The organism is Weissella viridescens, from assembly GCF_003862435.1.
Classification (GTDB): Bacteria; Bacillota; Bacilli; order Lactobacillales; family Lactobacillaceae; genus Weissella; species Weissella viridescens_A.
Genome location: NZ_RHGY01000011.1, coordinates 12,949 through 31,362 on the forward strand (window position 1 = coordinate 12,949; position 18,414 = coordinate 31,362).

The window sequence follows — 18,414 nt, forward strand, 5'->3', positions numbered from 1 at the left end:
AATGGCGATTAATTTAACGCAGTTAGAACAAAATATAGGCGCTGGTCAAATTGACCCAATTTATCTCATTCAGGGGAGTGATCAGTATCTATTAGATTTAGTGCGACAATTATTCATTAATTTAATTCCTACTGAGGACCGTATGTTGAATTTGGCACAATTTGATATGCGTGAAACACCACTGAGTGTGGCAATTGATGATGCCAAATCTGTACCATTTTTTGGTGATCGACGCGTTGTAATCATTGATCAAGCTAGCTTTCTAACTGGTGAATCAACGCGCGGTAAAATAGAACATAATGTAGATGATCTGATTGAGTATGTTAACCATCCTGAGCCACAGACCGTTTTGGTGATTATTGCCCCCTATGAGAAATTAGACGGCCGAAAAAAGGTGACGAAGTTGCTCAAAGAACGTGCAACCTATCTTTCATTTGTTGATTTTGGCGAACGAGATTTACAAAACATGGTTGAACAAAATCTACATGAAGATGGGTATGTCATTGATGGGGATGCATTACAGTTACTTTTCCGACTGACAGATATGTCCGTAACAGCTGTTACGAATGAATTGAAAAAATTAAAGTTATACGCTTTAGACACAAAACACATTGATGCAGCTAGTGTTAATGCGCTGGTAACGCGGACACTTAGCCAGAACGTGTTTGACTTGATTGATAATTTGTTGAATCAAAATTTGCGTCAAGCCGTAGAGTTATATCATGAGCTTCTTTTTTCTGGGGAAGAACCATTACGTCTATTAGGGGCGATGATTAGTCAATTCAGGCTACTCATTCAGGTTAAAACCAGTAAGCAAAGTGAACAAGGTTTAGCAACAACCTTGAAAGTGCATCCTTACCGGATAAAGCTAGCTAAAAAAACGGTACGCCGTTTTTCATATAAAGCGCTCGCTGGTGCATTTTTAGGTCTCGCTGAAATGGAAAAAGAATTAAAGTCAACGCAAAAAGATCCCGAAATGCTCTTTGAATTATTTGTTTTACGCTACCAAAATGATTTAAAAGCATAATCAAGCCTTGCATTTTAAATCATTGTCAGGTATTATAGTCAAGTGCATTAAGCACACGACCCCATACTATGTTTGACGGTTCACCGTCGTTTTACGTTGTATGGTGGCGACTATAAAATATGAAAGGTGGATATCCAACATGGCTATTTCTGCAGAACGCAAGAATGAAATCATTAAGGAATTCGCACGTCACGAAGGTGATACTGGTTCAGTTGAGGTTCAAGTTGCAGTTTTGACTGCTGACATTAACGAATTAAACGAACACATGTCAGAACACAAGCACGATTACCACTCACAACGTGGTTTGATGAAGAAGATCGGTCACCGTCGTAACTTGTTGCGTTACCTACGTAATAACGACGTTCAACGTTATCGTGAATTGATCCAAAAGCTTGGATTGCGTCGTTAATTTTAATACATTTAACAGCGTACATTTTGACATATATCATCGGAGGAAAAAGCGATGCCAATTATTGAGTCATCAATCCAACGTGCCCGCTTAAACAAAGTACAACGCGAGCGTAACGTTCAACAACTTAGTGCATACCGTACTGAAGTTAAGAAGTTCCGTAAGGCTGTAGAAGCTGGTTCAGACAATGCTAACGAATTGTTTGTTAACGCTTCATCAGCTATTGATCGCGCTGCATCAAAGGGCTTGATTTCTAAGAACAAGGCTTCACGTGACAAGTCACGTCTTTCAGCTTTGTTGAACAAGTAATCAAAAAAGCGTTATTAATTAGAACATCTCATCTAAGTGATGAGATGTTTTTTTGTGCAAAAAAATAACAACAGTCATTGACTGCTGTTACGTAAAGTTTATAACGTTTCTGTTGTTTTAATGATCTTTGTCTGGAACTGGGCTTCAGGTAAAGCTAAGTTACGTAGATGAAGCAATAGTAGGATGAGCCAAAAGAAAACTAATCCACATGCCGTCACTTCAAAACCTGTTAATGATAAATAATGTAAGTGCTGGAATAGAATGTCTGACAAAATGAGTAACCCACCGACTGTGTATGAAGTGACGATAAACTCATGACTCGCATCAGGTAAGAGCCATTTAATACCAACAATCATAATTAAAATCCATAGGACAAGTAGTTGTGCGATATGATCATGTACAGTGTGTGTCCATCCAGGATTATTGGGGAATAGCCCGACACCAGCAAGCGTTACAGCCAAGAGTGAGAACAGAATGCGTAAGTAAAACATACGACGATTCTGTTTAAATGTCGCGTGCAAACCTGTGAAAAGGTAGTCAACTAACGTCAACATAATTAGACCAGAAAAAATAAGTGTGAAATTGAAATACATTGCATTTTTGACGTTCTCAGTCCCAAGATAGCTAAAGTTATGTTGCCACCAGTCTGGACGCCCGTTGGTAATCATTGAGAAGAGAATACCACCAAAGAGTAGAGCAATTAAAGTGTATGTGATAGTTGAAAAATTAATCGAATTAGCCGCAACACTTAATGAGTATGTACTAATCCCAACAACTAAACCAACTAAAATTGAGGTCGTATACATATCTAATCTTAATCCAATAAATGCAGTCGAGAAAATTTTGAAAAACATTGCCAATATGGCAAATAGAATAAGCGCTGCGGCAAGGGTTAGCGTAATCAGGTGACGCCATTTTAATTCACTTAACTTACGTTTCCTAACCTTAACAACGGTACCAAAAAAGGACACGGTACCAAAGACGATACTCAAGTATATGGAAACTTGCGTAATTGAATTCGCACCACGAAGTGGAACCGTTTTAAGATCCTGGATGTGAAAGACAATGAAGGCAAGGATACCAGCTACCAAAGAAGTCAATAAGAAGGCTCGAATGGATGAACGTTCGTTTTGATTATCAGCTGACTGTTCCTTAAGGGTAATGCGACCGTTTGAAAAAATAGCGGTAACATCACTCGTAGCGTGGATCCGATTAGCGTTTACAACGGCCTTGGGGATCTCAATATAATATTTTTCTGAATCTGACATGTTTTTTTTGAAACTCCTATCCTAGTCAATCGCAAACTGCGAATGAACCTATTCCGTTTAATTATACAAGAAATATATGATTAAAAGAACAATTAGAATTAAAAAGTTCATAGATTAATGAGTTGGTGCAGGTCAAGAAATGTGATATATTAATAAACAAGAACATCAACGTGGGAAACCGGATTTCCCGGAAAGAAAAGAATAGGACAATTATGAGCACTAATTTAAGCATTATGCCATTCGGTGGGGTACGTGAGAATGGAAAAAATATGTACGCCGTTACCGTTGGAAAAGATATTTATATTTTAGATGCAGGATTAAAATATCCTGAAAGTGATTTGTTGGGAGTCGATGTTGTGATTCCTGATTTCAGTTATTTAACTGAGCATAGTGAAGATATTGTCGGTGTATTTTTAACACACGGACATGCTGACGCTATTGGCGCATTGCCATACTTATTGAATGAGGTTCAGGTACCAGTTTTTGGTTCAGAACTAACGATTGAGTTGGCAAAACTAGCCGTTGAAGCTGAGCCAATTTCAGCAGGTTTTGATGATTATCATGTGGTTCGTGGCAACACGGAAGTTGTGATGAATGATGTAACAGTGTCATTTTTTGAGACAACACATACAATTCCTGATTCATTAGGAATTGTTTTGGAAACGCCAGCAGGTCAAATCGTCTATACTGGTGATTTTAAGTTTGATACCACTGCCTTGCCAGGATACCGAACTGACTTAGCACGTTTGGCAGCCATCGGAACCAAACAGGTAACTGCTCTGCTTGGGGATGCCGCTGGAACTGCAAACCAAGGTGAAGTTTCACATGAGTCTGCCATTGGCGATTACATTTTAGAAACATTCCGAGGCAACAAGCAGGAACGGATTATTGTTGCTGCTGTTGCATCAAATTTGCAACGCATCCAACAAGTCATTGATGCAGCCTATAAGGTTGGTCGTAAGATTGTTTTGTCAGGTCAGGACTTAGAAAAAGTTGTTCGAACAGCGCTACGTTTGAAGAAGTTACACCTACCAGTTCATGAAAATGAATTGTTTGTATCATTAAAGAATATGAACAAATTGGTACCTGAAGAAACAGTTATTTTAGAAACTGGACGTATGGGTGAGCCAATTCGTCATTTACAACGCATGGCTCGTGGTGACGATCGTAATATTCAAGTGGGTAAGGGGGACCTTGTCTTTATTGCGACGACACCGTCAACAGCTATGGAGGGCTATGTTGCCCGTACACGTGACTTGCTATATCGTACTGGTGCCAAAGTGCAACAAATTTCAACTGATATGCATTCATCAGGTCATGGTTCAAGTGACGACTTCCAATTATTGCTTAATTTATTGAAGCCTGATTATGTCATTCCTGTTCAAGGCGAATATCGTGCGATGAACGCGGCTAAGTCAGCGTCACTCGAAGTTGGCTATGATGATGACCATATCTTTATGCTCGAAAAGGGAGATCGTCTTAACTTTGAGGGTGATAAGGTAGAACTAGGTGGTTCAATTCAAGTTACGGATACAATGATTGATGGATCAGGTGTTGGCGATATTGGTTCGATTGTTTTGAATGATCGTCGTATCCTTTCAGAAGATGGTGTCTTCATTGCTGTTGTAACCATTGACCGAAAAAAGAAGAAGGTGGTAGCTAAGCCTAAGCTAGATTCACGTGGGTTTGTTTACGTTAAAACTTCTAAAGACTTGATGCAAGAAGCAAGTGACTTAGTTGAAAAGACTGTTTCTGACGGCATCAAGAATACAAAAGAATTCGATTGGTCAAACCTTAAGAACTCAGTTCGTGATGCACTGGGCAAGTTCTTGTACGAGCAAACACGTCGTAAGCCAGTGATTTTGCCAGTTATTATGGAAGCAAATCAAAATGGCCGTCGTCGTAAGCGCGGTAATGGACCAAAGAATAATAAATCTAAGCAGGGCAATGGCCAAAACCAACAAAATGCTGAAAAAAAACAGAATGAAAATAAGCATGCTGGGAAGCCAAAGCAAAATAATCAAGCCAAGCAACAAAAACAGGCTGAAAGTAACAAAAAGTAATTGAAAATTTAATGAGCTCACTACTGGATAGCTTATCTGGTAGTGAGCTTTTAATTAAAAGAAGTGAGGATTGACGCATGTTAGAGATTGATAAGGCCGAGTTACAAAAACTCGGTGATCAAGCATTAGCTGAAAATGACGATGAACACGCGCTAATGTATTTTGAAGAGGCATATCGAAAAGAACAAACTTTTGATTTAAACGTTAAGTTGGCAAAATTATATTTACAACAGGAACAAAATGAAGCCGCGAATGATTTAGTGCATGAGTATAGTACTGAATATGGGCAGAGTGATCCCGAAAAACAACAACTATACATTGAAAGTTGTTTAAAATCGTCAGCTTTCATTGATGCACGTCAATTTATTTATTTAAATCACCTTCATTCTAATTTGGTTGAACAAATTACAGTGGCTGAAGCTGATTTTCGTGAAAACCAACAAACAGCATTACTTGAAAATCAAAAAGCCTTTTATCATTTAAGTGATGCACCAATGGGCCAGCAATCACAAGTGGTTAGACGTGCCAAACATTTGCCGCTGACTGAATTTCTTTTTTGTGCTAAATATATTCTAATTGATCCGTTTGCACACCAACTTTCACGGGTTAGCGTTTTAGAAGAACTAATGAAACTTGGTGTCGAAGAGCAAATCAATATGATTAATTTGTTAGGAAGTCAAGAAGCGATTGTGCCAAAACAAATTCCGTTCCTCGCGCAACAGAATAAATTCAAAGCAATTATGGATTTACTTGAAAAATCCCCCTTAGCGAATGACCCAACACAATTTGAAATTTTGAAGCAACAAATTAATTTGTGTTTGATGTTAATGATGCCGAATCTAGATCAAGCAATTCTAGATGTTAAAGTTTGGACAGAACAAACCTTACTCATGTTTGGGATGGAATTTATGACAAATACAGAAGAGGTTGGGGTCCAAAAAGAGTGGCGGGATGCATTAAATCAAGCATTAATGACCTTATAAAAGCTAAATGCAAAAAAAAGTAGGATATTTGGAATTTTTAGGTCAAAACGGCTTTACAAAAGGGCTTAGTTTTTATATAATAATTTCAGTTTCCCAGGGGAGTGCTATGATTTTTTTAGATTGTAGTTTTCTTCCGCTGTGGAATGTAGTATACTTATAATCAAGCAATACTAGTTAGCCACTTATGGCTAGCTTGCAAAATTAGGAGGATAAGCTTTTGGCTAAAGAAGAATACAACCGTACAAAGCCGCACGTTAATATTGGAACTATTGGTCACGTTGACCACGGTAAGACAACATTAACTGCTGCTATCTCAAAGGTTTTGGCAGATAAGGGATTGGCAAAGCAAGAAGACTTTGCTGCCATTGACGCCGCACCTGAAGAACGTGAACGTGGTATCACGATCAACACTGCTCACATCGAATATGAGACAGAAGCTCGTCACTATGCTCACATCGACGCCCCTGGTCACGCGGACTACGTTAAGAACATGATCACTGGTGCTGCCCAAATGGATGGTGCTATCTTGGTTGTTGCCGCTACTGATGGTCCTATGCCACAAACTCGTGAGCACATCTTGTTGGCTCGTCAAGTTGGTGTTGACTACATCGTTGTTTTCTTGAACAAGACTGATCTTGTTGATGATGACGAATTGGTTGACTTGGTTGAAATGGAAGTTCGTGAATTGTTGTCAGAGTACGATTTCCCTGGTGATGATATTCCTGTACTTCGCGGATCAGCTTTGAAGGCCCTTGAAGGTGATGAAGAACAAGTTAAGGTTATCGAAGAATTGATGAACACTGTTGACGAATACATCCCAACACCTGTTCGTGATACTGACAAGCCTTTCTTGATGCCTATCGAAGACGTCTTCACAATCACTGGTCGTGGAACTGTTGCATCTGGTCGTGTTGACCGTGGAACTATCCACTTGAACGATGAAGCTGAAATCGTTGGTTTGAAGGACGAACCTCGTAAGACTGTTGTTACTGGAATCGAAATGTTCCACAAGTCAATGGACATTGCTGAAGCTGGTGATAACATCGGTGCTTTGCTACGTGGTGTTGACCGTACTGAAATCGAACGTGGACAAGTTTTGGCTAAGCCAGGTTCAATTCACACACACAAGAAGTTCTTGGGTGAAGTTTATGTCTTGACTAAGGAAGAAGGTGGACGTCATACTCCATTCTTCACTAACTACCGTCCACAATTCTACTTCCACACAACAGACGTTACTGGTGTCGTAGAATTGCCTGAAGGTGTTGAAATGGTTATGCCTGGAGATAACGTGACATTCGACGTTGAATTGATCGCTCCAGTTGCCCTTGAAAAGGGATTGAAGTTTACTGTTCGTGAAGGTGGACGTACTGTTGGTGCCGGAACTGTTTCAGAAATCTTGGACTAATATCAACTACCTTTAATGCATCAGTTTACTGACCATTAAACTAAAAAAGTGATACTATTTATTAGTATCGCTTTTTTTTGTGTCTAAATGAAGAAATGAGGAACTTTTATGCAAGTGTATTTAGCAGCACCTTTTTTTAGTGACGAACAAATTGAACGTGTGTCAAATATCGAAAAGGCATTAGAATCCAATCCAACGGTTGATCATTTTTATTCTCCACGTTTACACCAACAGACAGATGCACCACAATTTTCAGAGGAGTGGGCGCGTGAAGTTTTTAAACGCGATGTGTCACAAGTCCGCAAAGCAGACGTTATCGTCACAGTAGCTGATTATCGTGATAATGACGCAGATTCAGGGACAGCCTTTGAGCAAGGTATGGCATATGTTTTGGAAACCCCAATCGTGATGTTCGAAGAAACCGATTATCAAACTAATTTGATGTTAACCGAGTCGTTGACGACCTTTATTTCTAATCCAGCAGAGTTGGCGCAACTTGATTTTCATGCCCTCCCAGATCAGCCATTTTCTGGTAAAAGATTATAGGCACTTTAGGTTAGGATATTGAAATTAGCCATCTTTCTGTTATACTTAGTAAGTATGTAATGATAAATTAAAAGTCATGTAATTTAAAAATGACAACTGGAGGAACGAAGATGGCAAACGCAGTTTTCACTAAGGGTGATGGTAATAAGGGTACCTTGAGTTTTGATGTACCTGTTGACGTATATGAAAAGGGAATCGATCAAGCCTTTGAAGATGTAAAGAAGGATGTTTCAGCACCTGGTTTCCGTAAGGGCCACATGCCAAAGCAAATCTTTATGCAAATGTATGGTGAAGAATCATTGTACAACGAAGGTTTGAACAAGGTTTTGCCTGAAGTATTTGATGATGCCGTTGCAGAAACTGGTATCCAAATGGTTGGACAACCAAAGATTGAACTTGATTCAATGGAAAAGGGACAACCTTGGAAGATTTCTGCCGAAGTTGAACTTGCTCCTGAAATTGAATTGGGTCAATACAAGGGTGTTGAAGTTCCAGCTACTGACGTAACTGTTACTGATGAAGATGTTGATGCACAATTGAAGCAACAACAACAAGAGCAAGCTGAATTGGTTTTGGTTGACGAACCTGCTAAGAATGGTGACACTGTTGTCATCGACTTCGACGGTTCTGTTGACGGTGACCACTTCGAAGGTGGCCAAGCTGACAACTACAGCCTTGAACTTGGTTCAGGATCATTTATCCCTGGATTTGAAGAACAATTGGTTGGCGCAAAGGCCGGTGATGAAGTTGATGTTAAGGTAACATTCCCTGAAGAATACCAAGCAGATCTTGCGGGTAAGGATGCTTTGTTCGAAGTTAAGGTTCACGAAGTTAAGTCAAAGGAAGTACCAGAACTTGACGATGAATTCGCTAAGGATGTTGATGAAAGCGTTGATTCTCTTGATGAATTGAAGTCTAAGATCAAGGATGGTCTTCAAGAACAAAAGGAAGCTGATGCTCGTGAAGCCAAGGAAGATGCTGCTATCAACAAGGCTGTTGATAACGCAACTGTTGTTGGTGGAGATATCCCTGCTTCAATGATTAACGAAGATGTTGATCGTCAAATGAACCAATTCTTCGCATCAATGCAACAACAAGGAATCACACCTGATTTGTACTTCCAAATCACAAACTCATCTGCTGATGATTTGCGTAAGCAATATGCTGAAGGCGCAGAACGTCGTGTTAAGACTAACCTTGTTTTGGAAGCCATTGTTAAGGCTGAAAACATTACACCTTCTGAAGATGAAATCTCTGCCGAAGTTAAGTCACTTGCTGACCAATACGGTATGGAAGAATCTGCAGTACGTTCAGCATTGTCAGATGACATGCTTGCACATGATATTGCAATCAAGACTGTTGTTGATGAAATCGTTGACAGCGCTGTTGAAAAGTAATTTTAATCAACAAACGGATACCCATTTGGGTGTCCGTTTTTGTTTGGCAACAATCACAGACAAAGGTTAATATTTACCTAATTTTCTGTTATAATGTTATTTACGATAAAAAATAAATGATTACGAATATAGGAGGTGGGAGTGTGTTTAATTCTACCGATGAAACAACTGGTGTTGCTTACTGTTCTTTTTGTGGTAAGTCATCAAATGAAGTGAAGAAACTAATTGCTGGACCTGGCGTATACATTTGTAACGAGTGTGTGGAGCTCGCAGAAGACGTTATTAAAGAAGATCTACAATTAGATGCTGAAAATCAACAATTGACGCTTAAGTCACCTGCAGAAATTGTGGCGGACTTAGACCAATACGTCATTGGACAAGATGATCCCAAAAAGACTTTAGCAGTTGCAGTGTATAATCACTACAAGCGTGTTAATGCGATGCTTGATAAGTCAATCAACGGTGATGACGAATCAGATGACGTTGAACTACAAAAGTCAAACATCGCCATGATTGGTCCAACTGGATCTGGTAAAACGTATATTGCACAAAGTTTGGCCCGCATTTTGAATGTACCATTTGCAATTGCAGATGCGACAACTTTAACTGAAGCTGGATACGTCGGAGAAGATGTTGAAAACATTCTATTGAAGTTACTCCAAGCTGCAGATTATGATGTGGATCGTGCCGAAAAGGGAATTATCTACATCGATGAAATCGATAAAATTGCCAAAAAATCTGAAAATGTCTCAATTACGCGAGACGTTTCTGGTGAAGGGGTCCAACAAGCATTGTTGAAGATGCTAGAAGGGACAATCGCTAATGTGCCGCCTCAAGGTGGACGTAAGCACCCTAATCAAGAATTTATCCAAATTGATACAACTAATATCCTCTTTATTGTGGGGGGAGCCTTTGCTGGTATTGATCAAATTGTTAAAGAACGTGTTGGTGCTAAAGTTGTTGGTTTTGGAACAGATTCAAAGACTGCTAAGTTTAACGAATCTGAAGATTCAATTATGAAGCAAGTGCTTCCAGAAGATTTGATGAGTTTCGGTTTGATCCCTGAATTTATTGGACGTTTGCCAATTTTGACGGCTTTGGATGAATTAACAGAGTCAGATCTTGTACGCATTTTGACTGAACCAAAGAATGCGTTGGTTAAGCAATATCAAGAATTAATGCGTTTGGAAGGTGTTGACTTAGAATTCACATCTGATGCTTTAAGTGCTATGGCACATCTAGCAATCGAACGTGAAACTGGTGCACGTGGTCTTCGTTCAATTATTGAAGAGACAATGCGTGATATTATGTTTGAAGTGCCATCACACGACGACATCAAGGAAGTGATTATTGATGCTGATACCGTGAATGATCATGTTGCACCTCAAATCATAAAGAAATAGGTGAAAAAATGGAAGTTCATAATGTTGCATTAACAATTTCAGCGGTTCGACCAGAACAATATCCGAAGGATGGGTTGCCAGAAATTGCTTTTGTTGGGCGATCAAACGTGGGAAAGTCTTCATTAACGAATACGTTGATTAACCGTAAAGCTTTTGCACGAACGTCATCACAACCTGGAAAGACGCAAACGCTTAATTTCTATCGCGTTGAAGATCAAGTCTACTTCGTCGATGTCCCAGGTTATGGCTATGCGAAAGTCTCACGTAAAGAGCGTGAAAAGTGGGGTGTGATGATTGAGACGTATCTATCTCAACGTCAAGAATTGAAGGGTGTTATTTCACTCGTCGATGCACGTCACGAACCTTCAGAAGAAGATATTAATATGTATAACTGGCTCCTTTACTATGAAATTCCAGTGTTAGTTGTTGCCACAAAGGCCGATAAAATTGCACGCGGAAAATGGAATAAAGCCGAGTCAGTGATAAAAAAGGGACTAGATTTTGATCCAACTGTTTCAGATTTTCAGATGTTTTCGTCAGAAACCAAATATGGAAAAGAACAAGTGTGGGATTGGATTGAAGCCCATATGGGTTAACCAGTGATAAAAGTTGAAACACCCAAGACATGTTCAAACGTCTTAGGTGTTTTTCTTTAAAAAGAGAGGAAAATTAAAATGGCTAATAAGAAGAGATACAAAGGTAAAATTGGAACACATGACGTCGTTATTACGAGTACCAAAGAAGACGCATATATGGATGCTGTGTTCTCAATTGCAAATCAACAATTAGATCAATTGAACGAAGCAAATCCAACGCTTTCAACAGAAGACCAATTAGTTTTACTTGCAATCAATGCCATTTCTGATCAACTTGATATGCAAACAGAACGAGATGCGGGCAAAGCAGAATGAACATCCTAACCATAATAGTGATCATTGCGTTAATGCTTGCGTTTTATCGCGGTCAAATGTATGGTCTTGCACGGAGTGTGATTCGATTTGGTGGACGTTTTCTGGTTTTTATCATCGCGTTAACGTATAGTCATGAGCTCGGTCAGTGGTTATATGCGAATCTACTTAAAAACTTCAATATCACGTGGTTAAAAAATTCTGGTACTGGAGATATGATTAGTCAACGAGCTGAATTTCTATCAGCCGGACTTGCCTTTGCTTTGATAACCATGATTGGTTTCATGATTGTGCGACGTATCGAACGACACGTTAAATTTGTGAATCGCATTCCATTCTTGGGAAGCTTGAACCGCATAGGTGGTGGAATTGTGTATCTGTTGTTAATCTATTTAGAACTCTTCTTTATATTTGTTTTTACGCAAGATCTACCAATTGCTTGGTACCACAATCAAATTGCTGGCTCAAGCCTAATTCAATGGATGATTAAAGAGACACCCTACCTATCATCTGAACTCTATAAATTGTGGGTGTCACAAACTAGTGGGGAGGGTAACTAGTGAATAACAAAATATTAAAAACGTTAGAGTACGCCACGATCAAAGATCAAATTAAGCCGTACCTTTCAACAGAAACTGGTGTTAAAGAACTTAATCAGTTGCAGCCAACATCTAATAAGGCCTTAATGGAAACTTGGTTAGCCGAAACGGCAGACGCAGCTAAGGTGCTCCGTTGGGAAGGTGGACTTTCAATTCCGAAATTAGCGGACGTTTCAGAAAATATGAAACGAGTTAAAATCGACGCTGCCTTAAGTGGAACTGAGTTAGCTCAAGTTGGGCGTGTGCTATTTACAACGGGTCAAGTACGCTTATTCTTTGAGAATTTAGTCGCTGACCGTGATGATCCGATGACTGCTTTGGCACCATATTATAAGCGACTAGTGACGATGCCAGATGTCACAAAGCAAATTAATGTATCGATTGATGGTGATGGACGCGTCACGGACGAGGCATCACCTGAATTACATCGAACACGTCAAGGGATTGCGTCAACTGAAAATAATATTCGTCAAAAAATGCAAGATTATACGCGTGGCAAGTCTGCGCAATATTTATCTGATGCCATTGTGACGATGCGAAACGACCGTTATGTCATTCCGGTAAAGGCAGAATACCGTAGCAAGTTTGGTGGGGTTGTGCATGACCAGTCGCAAACAGGTCAAACACTATATATTGAGCCAGCAGATGTGGTTGATATGAATAATCGACTCCGCGAGTTGATTGTGAAAGAACATCACCAAGAAGCCCAAGTTTTACAAGACTTGTCAGAAATGCTTAAGCCAGTTGCTGACGATGTACTCAGCAATGCTGAAGTTTTAGGGCATTTAGATTTTGTGAATGGTAAAGCGCGCTATGCGGTTAGCATTCGTGCAACTGAGCCCGAAGTTAGTGCGACAAACGATGTGCGCTTATTACAGGCAAGACATCCGTTGTTGGATCAACAAAAGGCCGTGCCAAATGATATTATTATTGGTGAAGATTACCAATCAATTATTATCACTGGGCCTAATACAGGTGGAAAAACCATCACGTTGAAGACATTAGGATTGCTTCAATTGATGGCGCAATCAGGAATGTTTTTGCCAACTGATGAACATACCACTGTTGGTGTATTTGAAGATATCTTTGCCGATATTGGTGATGAACAGTCAATTGAACAATCATTATCAACATTTAGTTCGCACATGGTGAATATCGTCGATATTTTGGATAAAGTGAACGAGCATTCACTCGTTCTGTTTGATGAATTGGGTGCGGGAACTGATCCACAAGAGGGAGCTGCCTTAGCGATGGCAATTCTTGATGCTGTGGGGGAAACTGGTGCATATTCTGTTGCAACAACCCACTATCCTGAATTAAAGGTTTATGGATTTAATCGAGCAGATACCATTAACGCCTCGATGGAATTTGATATTGATTCCTTAAAACCAACCTATAAATTCTTGTTGGGCATTCCGGGACAATCTAATGCGTTAGAAATTTCTAAACGACTTGGATTACCACAAAATATTGTCGATAACGCTGCGAATATGGCAACTGCCGAATCACAAGAATTGAATGATATGATTGCTGATTTGGTTGAGCGCCGTAATGCCGTGCTTGATCAACAAGTTCAGCTCTCAAACCAAATTCTTGAAAACCGTAAAGTGAAAAACGAATACGATCAAAAGCTAGAAAAATTGGATAATGAAAAAGCTCGAACGCTTGAAGAGGCTAAGAAGGAAGCCAATCATATTGTGGCTGACTCTAAGAAGAAGGCTGATCGTATTATCTCAGACTTGCGTAAAATGCAACGTGATGGTGTTCAAGTTAAGGAAAATAAGTTGATGGATGCCAAGGGTGAATTGAACGCCATGGAACAAAAGCCGTCAGCCGAAAATAATCGCGTCCTAAAAAAGGCTAAAAAGGCTAAACACGATGATATCCAAGTTGGCGATACTGTATTGGTTAATGAGTATGGACAACAAGGAACAGTGTTACGTAAGTTAAAGAACGACCAGTATGAAATTCAAATGGGTATTTTGAAAATGGTATTGGGCGAAGATGAAATCACACGTCAGGATCAACCAGCAACTACCGGTTCAGGTGCTGCAAAGCAAAAAGTCAATAAAAAGCGTAAGGAGCATGTTTCAACCAATCAAGCCCAAAATCGCATGCATGCTTCAGCAAAGTTAGATTTGCGTGGTAAGCGTTATGATGCAGCTATGGGTGAACTCGATCGCTTTATTGATCAAGCCATGCTAAATAATTTACCATCAGTTGAAATTATTCACGGTAAAGGTACTGGTGCCATTCGAAAGGGTGTACAAGAATATTTGCGTTCACATCGAGGGATTAAGGACTTTAAGTTTACAGGTCCAGACCAAGGTGCAACATACGTTGAATTTTCATAATCAAAAAGTCTCTGTAAATGCAGAGGCTTTTTAATTCAATTTATCGGTTATGCTATACTTTTTAGTATAATAGCGGGCAAAATGATTGAAACCGGAGATCGATGACAGATGAAAAAAGGAATTGAAGTGAATATGGTTGTGTCAAATCCTGTTGAAAGATCACAACAATTGGCAAACGTGTTCACCGCAAATGTAGAAAAGCCAGCCAGCGTTTTTTCACAAGATGATGAAGTGATGATTGTCTTAGAAAATGAATTATCATTACATTTATTAAAAGAGAATCAGTCGATTGGTTTAAATCTTCCAGAGACTGCGCAAACAGCATTATGGATAACTGTAATCGTCGCTGACATTCAAGTAACCTTGGCTAATGTCGACCAAGACAATTTCACGGTTACGGTTCCGCTGACGCGTGAGCCTACTGAAAACATGCAATATTTTGTTATGGTAGATTCAGATGGTTATCAATGGATGGTCTATCAAGCAGATTAAGCAAATGATTGTTTATGGTGCCCGACTAAACACATGTTGGATTTACCCAGAGGTGCTTAATGGGTAACACAATATCTCAAGAAGTTGAGATGTTTAAGAAATTGACGAATAGCCAATGCTATCACATTGCTTTCGCTTTATCAGCGTTATTTTTTACGCTATTAATTATTTTGGTTGCTCTTTTTCTGGGTTTTCAAAGTGAATGGATGAAATTAATTGCTTATTTTGTATTATTCATATTGGGGATGGTGATGTCTGGGTGTATTAAACGCTTGAACCCAAATCGCAGAGACCAATAGCATTATTTTTTGGTGAGGTGAAATAGGCATAAACAATCGTGTGTGGATTAAGTTGCGCAACATGGTTAACGATGTGATTATCTATTGCATTTATATGACAAAGTGTTATACTTATTTTTAGTAACTAAAAAGCGAGGTAAACACAATGGCTGTAACTGATATTAAAGATGCAGATTTTGATGAAAAGACGAGCACTGGTGTTGACTTGGTTGATTTCTGGGCCACTTGGTGTGGTCCTTGTAAGATGCAATCACCAGTAATTGAAAATGTAGCGCAACAACGTTCAGATGTTAATTTCTATAAGATGGATGTTGATGAAAATCCAAAGACTGCGCAAGAAATAGGTATCTTAGCTATCCCAACTTTGTTAATCAAAAAAGATGGTGAAGTTGTTGATCGCATTACTGGATATACACCAGCTGACGAATTAAATAAGATTTTAGATAAATATACAAAGTAAACCCAAAGAACAGTCAAAGATGACTGTTCTTTTTTATATACGTTTTAAGTTATTAAATATGTAGAGTGATATAATAGATCTAGAAAATATTTTTTCAAACAAATGGAGGCAATAACATGAATAATGATGAAGAAATTCAAGTATTAGCGGACTTAGTCCACATTGATAGTCGTAATGGGAATGAATTACCCGTTGCTGAATATTTAAAGCATTTGTTTGACGAACATGGTGTGAAATCAGAAATTTTACCATTATCATCAGACCCGACCCATCGTGCAAATTTGGTTGCAGAAATTGGTTCTGGTAAGCCGGTGATTGCTTTTACAGGTCACATGGATGTCGTTGATTTTGATAAAAGTGAGTGGGATACAGATCCTCTCACACTAACAATTAAGGATAATAAGATGTATGGTCGTGGTGCTACTGATATGAAGAGTGGCGTAGCTGCGACTGCATTAGCGATGATAGCATTACATGAAAAGCAAGTACCATTGAACGGCACAATTCGTTTCTTGGCAACAGCCGGTGAAGAAGTCGGCATGGGTGGTTCACAAGAACTTGAAGCAAACGGCTATATGGACGATGTCGACGCGCTTGTAGTTGGTGAACCAAGTGGATTACGCATTGCTTTTGCCAATAAAGGTGAATTGAATGTAACAATGAGTGCCAAGGGTAAAGCTGCGCACAGTTCAATGCCTGATTTGGGAATTAATGCCCTTCAAAATCTAGTTGATGCCTGGGAAGATATCAAACAAGGACTTGAAGCAGAAGTTGCTGGAAGTTCAGATGAGGACTTGGGTAAGCTTGTCTTTAATCTTGATGTTCTTAATGCTGGGACGCAACCTAATGTTATTCCAGGTGAGGCACAAGCCGAAATTAATGTCCGTACAACGCCTGAGTTCGATAATGAGGCTGTGTTCAAGTTAATCCAAGAACATGTTGACAGTTTTAATGCCGGTCATCAGGGTACCATTACTGTGGCAAATACAATGGATATTAAACCAGTTAAGGGTGATAAACATGCAAAGTTAATTGGAGCGATTGAACAAGTTGCTAAGGATCATAATCATGGTGACATTCCGGTTCTCGCTGCACCTGGTGGAACCGATGCTTCACGATTGCTTTTGCACAAGTCACTTGGGTTCCCCTTGGCTGTGTTTGGACCAGGAAATCCACTAGTGCAACATCAAGCTAATGAGTATTGTGACAAGGATATGTATCTTGAATTTATTACAATGTATCAAGAATTGATGGCCGAAGTGCTTAAATAATAAAGTTTAAATTTGGGCTTGAAAAAGGTCAAAAAAGGTCTAAAATTTAACTTGTTAATTAAATCACAAAAGAGGTGCGAGATATGTCAGATCGTTTAAATGGAAAAGTTGCTATCGTAACTGGTGGAAGTATGGGAATCGGTTATGCGATTGCTAAACAATTCGTAAATGAAGGGGCAAAAGTTGTCATCACGGCCCGTAAGGTGGAAGCAGGGGAGCAAGCTGCTGCTGAAATTGGAACGCCGGATCAGATTCGCTTCTTACAACAAGATGTTGCTGACGAAGCACGTTGGACGGAAATTTTTGATGAAACTGAAAAGCTTTTTGGACCAGTCACAACATTGGTTAATAATGCTGGAATTGCTTTAGCTGGTGATATTGAACATGCAACAACTGAAGACTGGCACAAGACAGTCGCTGTTAACTTAGACAGTGTTTTCTTCGGTACCCGCCTTGGTGTACAACGGATGAAGCATGCTACAACCGGCGCTTCAATCATTAATATGTCTTCAATTGAAGGCTTTGTTGGTGACCCAATGTTGCCTGCTTATAATGCAACGAAGGGTGCTGTTCGGATGTTGTCAAAGTCAGCCGCTTTGTATACAAGTAACAGTGATTACAATGTGCGTGTGAACACGGTTCACCCTGGTTATATCAAGACACCAATGGTTGAAGGTACACCAATGGAAGCTGCTATGGCTGCACGTACTAAGACACCAATGGGACACTTAGGTGATCCTGATGATATTGCTTACATGTGTGTGTTCTTGGCTTCAGATGAGTCAAAGTTTGCAACAGGCTCTGAATTTGTTGTCGATGGTGGATACACAGCTCAATAGAGTTTAAAACGTTAAAAGATGGTACCAAATCACTTGGCACCATCTTTTTTATTTTTTTTGGAAAAAGCGTTGACAAATGAACGCACTTTCTGTAACATTATTTAAGTTGTTTGAGAGAAACGAATGTTTCTTTTGGATAATAAGTAGATCATTGAAAACTGAATATCGTTTCGATATAAACAAATGTGTAGGGTCACCAAATTTATTTGGTGCAAACATTTGCGAAGTCAATTCGCTAGTAAATTCGTTTAACAATCTGTTAAACAACAAAAAGAAAAATTGAGTAATATCAAGCTTTTGAAACCTTTCTTCATTTATGAAGTAAGTACAAAATGAGAGTTTGATCCTGGCTCAGGATGAACGCTGGCGGCGTGCCTAATAC

At 39.4% G+C, this 18,414-nt stretch carries 18 protein-coding genes; 17 read left to right on the forward strand and 1 reads right to left on the reverse strand.

What is annotated here, in order from left to right; all coding sequences use genetic code 11:
• The first annotated feature begins 1 nt into the window (after nucleotide 1).
• The 3 genes from holA to rpsT all read left to right on the forward strand — a co-directional run bounded on the left by holA (nucleotide 2) and on the right by rpsT (nucleotide 1,745).
• Nucleotides 2-1,027 carry a DNA polymerase III subunit delta gene (gene holA, locus D3P96_RS07790; protein WP_124943805.1) on the forward strand — a complete coding sequence of 342 codons (1,026 nt, stop codon included), beginning with the start codon at nucleotides 2-4 and terminating at the stop codon, nucleotides 1,025-1,027.
• A gap of 139 nt (nucleotides 1,028-1,166) precedes the next feature.
• Nucleotides 1,167-1,436: a 30S ribosomal protein S15 gene (gene rpsO, locus D3P96_RS07795; protein ID WP_057747200.1), complete on the forward strand. Its 270-nt coding sequence runs from the start codon at nucleotides 1,167-1,169 to the stop codon at nucleotides 1,434-1,436.
• A gap of 54 nt (nucleotides 1,437-1,490) precedes the next feature.
• Nucleotides 1,491-1,745 carry a 30S ribosomal protein S20 gene (gene rpsT, locus D3P96_RS07800; protein WP_057747198.1) on the forward strand — a complete coding sequence of 85 codons (255 nt, stop codon included), beginning with the start codon at nucleotides 1,491-1,493 and terminating at the stop codon, nucleotides 1,743-1,745.
• A gap of 98 nt (nucleotides 1,746-1,843) precedes the next feature.
• Here the strand turns inward: rpsT and D3P96_RS07805 are convergent, their stop codons facing one another.
• Nucleotides 1,844-3,013 carry a DUF998 domain-containing protein gene (locus D3P96_RS07805; RefSeq protein ID WP_124943806.1) on the reverse strand — a complete coding sequence of 390 codons (1,170 nt, stop codon included), beginning with the start codon at nucleotides 3,011-3,013 and terminating at the stop codon, nucleotides 1,844-1,846.
• A gap of 212 nt (nucleotides 3,014-3,225) precedes the next feature.
• Between D3P96_RS07805 and D3P96_RS07810 the strand changes: the two genes are divergently transcribed.
• The 14 genes from D3P96_RS07810 to D3P96_RS07875 all read left to right on the forward strand — a co-directional run bounded on the left by D3P96_RS07810 (nucleotide 3,226) and on the right by D3P96_RS07875 (nucleotide 18,032).
• Nucleotides 3,226-5,076 carry a ribonuclease J gene (locus D3P96_RS07810; protein WP_124943807.1) on the forward strand — a complete coding sequence of 617 codons (1,851 nt, stop codon included), beginning with the start codon at nucleotides 3,226-3,228 and terminating at the stop codon, nucleotides 5,074-5,076.
• 77 nt (nucleotides 5,077-5,153) lie between these two features.
• Complete coding sequence (locus tag D3P96_RS07815) at nucleotides 5,154-6,059, forward strand: hypothetical protein (RefSeq protein ID WP_124943808.1); 906 nt, start codon at nucleotides 5,154-5,156, stop codon at nucleotides 6,057-6,059.
• 217 nt (nucleotides 6,060-6,276) lie between these two features.
• The gene (gene tuf / locus D3P96_RS07820; RefSeq protein ID WP_124943809.1) at nucleotides 6,277-7,464 is read left to right on the forward strand and encodes an elongation factor Tu; all 1,188 of its coding nucleotides are present in this window, start codon (nucleotides 6,277-6,279) and stop codon (nucleotides 7,462-7,464) included.
• Between the two features lie 108 nt (nucleotides 7,465-7,572).
• Nucleotides 7,573-8,010, forward strand: coding sequence for a nucleoside 2-deoxyribosyltransferase (locus D3P96_RS07825; protein WP_124943810.1), 438 nt, complete (start codon nucleotides 7,573-7,575; stop codon nucleotides 8,008-8,010).
• A gap of 110 nt (nucleotides 8,011-8,120) precedes the next feature.
• Nucleotides 8,121-9,407 carry a trigger factor gene (gene tig / locus D3P96_RS07830; RefSeq protein WP_124943811.1) on the forward strand — a complete coding sequence of 429 codons (1,287 nt, stop codon included), beginning with the start codon at nucleotides 8,121-8,123 and terminating at the stop codon, nucleotides 9,405-9,407.
• Between the two features lie 116 nt (nucleotides 9,408-9,523).
• Complete coding sequence (clpX, locus tag D3P96_RS07835; protein WP_185696134.1) at nucleotides 9,524-10,810, forward strand: ATP-dependent Clp protease ATP-binding subunit ClpX; 1,287 nt, start codon at nucleotides 9,524-9,526, stop codon at nucleotides 10,808-10,810.
• A gap of 8 nt (nucleotides 10,811-10,818) precedes the next feature.
• Nucleotides 10,819-11,406 carry a ribosome biogenesis GTP-binding protein YihA/YsxC gene (gene yihA / locus D3P96_RS07840; protein ID WP_124943813.1) on the forward strand — a complete coding sequence of 196 codons (588 nt, stop codon included), beginning with the start codon at nucleotides 10,819-10,821 and terminating at the stop codon, nucleotides 11,404-11,406.
• A 78-nt stretch (nucleotides 11,407-11,484) separates the two neighbouring features.
• On the forward strand, nucleotides 11,485-11,721 hold the full coding sequence (gene zapA / locus D3P96_RS07845) for a cell division protein ZapA (protein WP_124943814.1): 237 nt from the start codon (nucleotides 11,485-11,487) through the stop codon (nucleotides 11,719-11,721).
• Entirely contained in the window at nucleotides 11,718-12,278 is a 561-nt protein-coding gene (locus tag D3P96_RS07850; RefSeq protein WP_124943815.1) for a CvpA family protein, read from the forward strand. Before zapA ends, D3P96_RS07850 begins: the two co-directional genes overlap by 4 nt.
• Nucleotides 12,278-14,671: an endonuclease MutS2 gene (locus tag D3P96_RS07855; protein ID WP_124943816.1), complete on the forward strand. Its 2,394-nt coding sequence runs from the start codon at nucleotides 12,278-12,280 to the stop codon at nucleotides 14,669-14,671. The genes D3P96_RS07850 and D3P96_RS07855 overlap by 1 nt, the downstream gene beginning before the upstream one ends.
• 108 nt (nucleotides 14,672-14,779) lie before the next feature.
• Nucleotides 14,780-15,163, forward strand: a complete 384-nt coding sequence (locus D3P96_RS07860) for a hypothetical protein (protein WP_124943817.1) — start codon at nucleotides 14,780-14,782, stop codon at nucleotides 15,161-15,163.
• Nucleotides 15,164-15,607: 444 nt separating this feature from the next.
• Nucleotides 15,608-15,922: a thioredoxin gene (trxA, locus tag D3P96_RS07865; protein ID WP_124943818.1), complete on the forward strand. Its 315-nt coding sequence runs from the start codon at nucleotides 15,608-15,610 to the stop codon at nucleotides 15,920-15,922.
• A 116-nt stretch (nucleotides 15,923-16,038) separates the two neighbouring features.
• Entirely contained in the window at nucleotides 16,039-17,193 is a 1,155-nt protein-coding gene (locus D3P96_RS07870; protein WP_124943819.1) for an ArgE/DapE family deacylase, read from the forward strand.
• 83 nt (nucleotides 17,194-17,276) lie between these two features.
• The gene (locus D3P96_RS07875) at nucleotides 17,277-18,032 is read left to right on the forward strand and encodes a glucose 1-dehydrogenase (protein WP_124943820.1); all 756 of its coding nucleotides are present in this window, start codon (nucleotides 17,277-17,279) and stop codon (nucleotides 18,030-18,032) included.
• The last annotated feature ends 382 nt before the right edge of the window (nucleotides 18,033-18,414 follow it).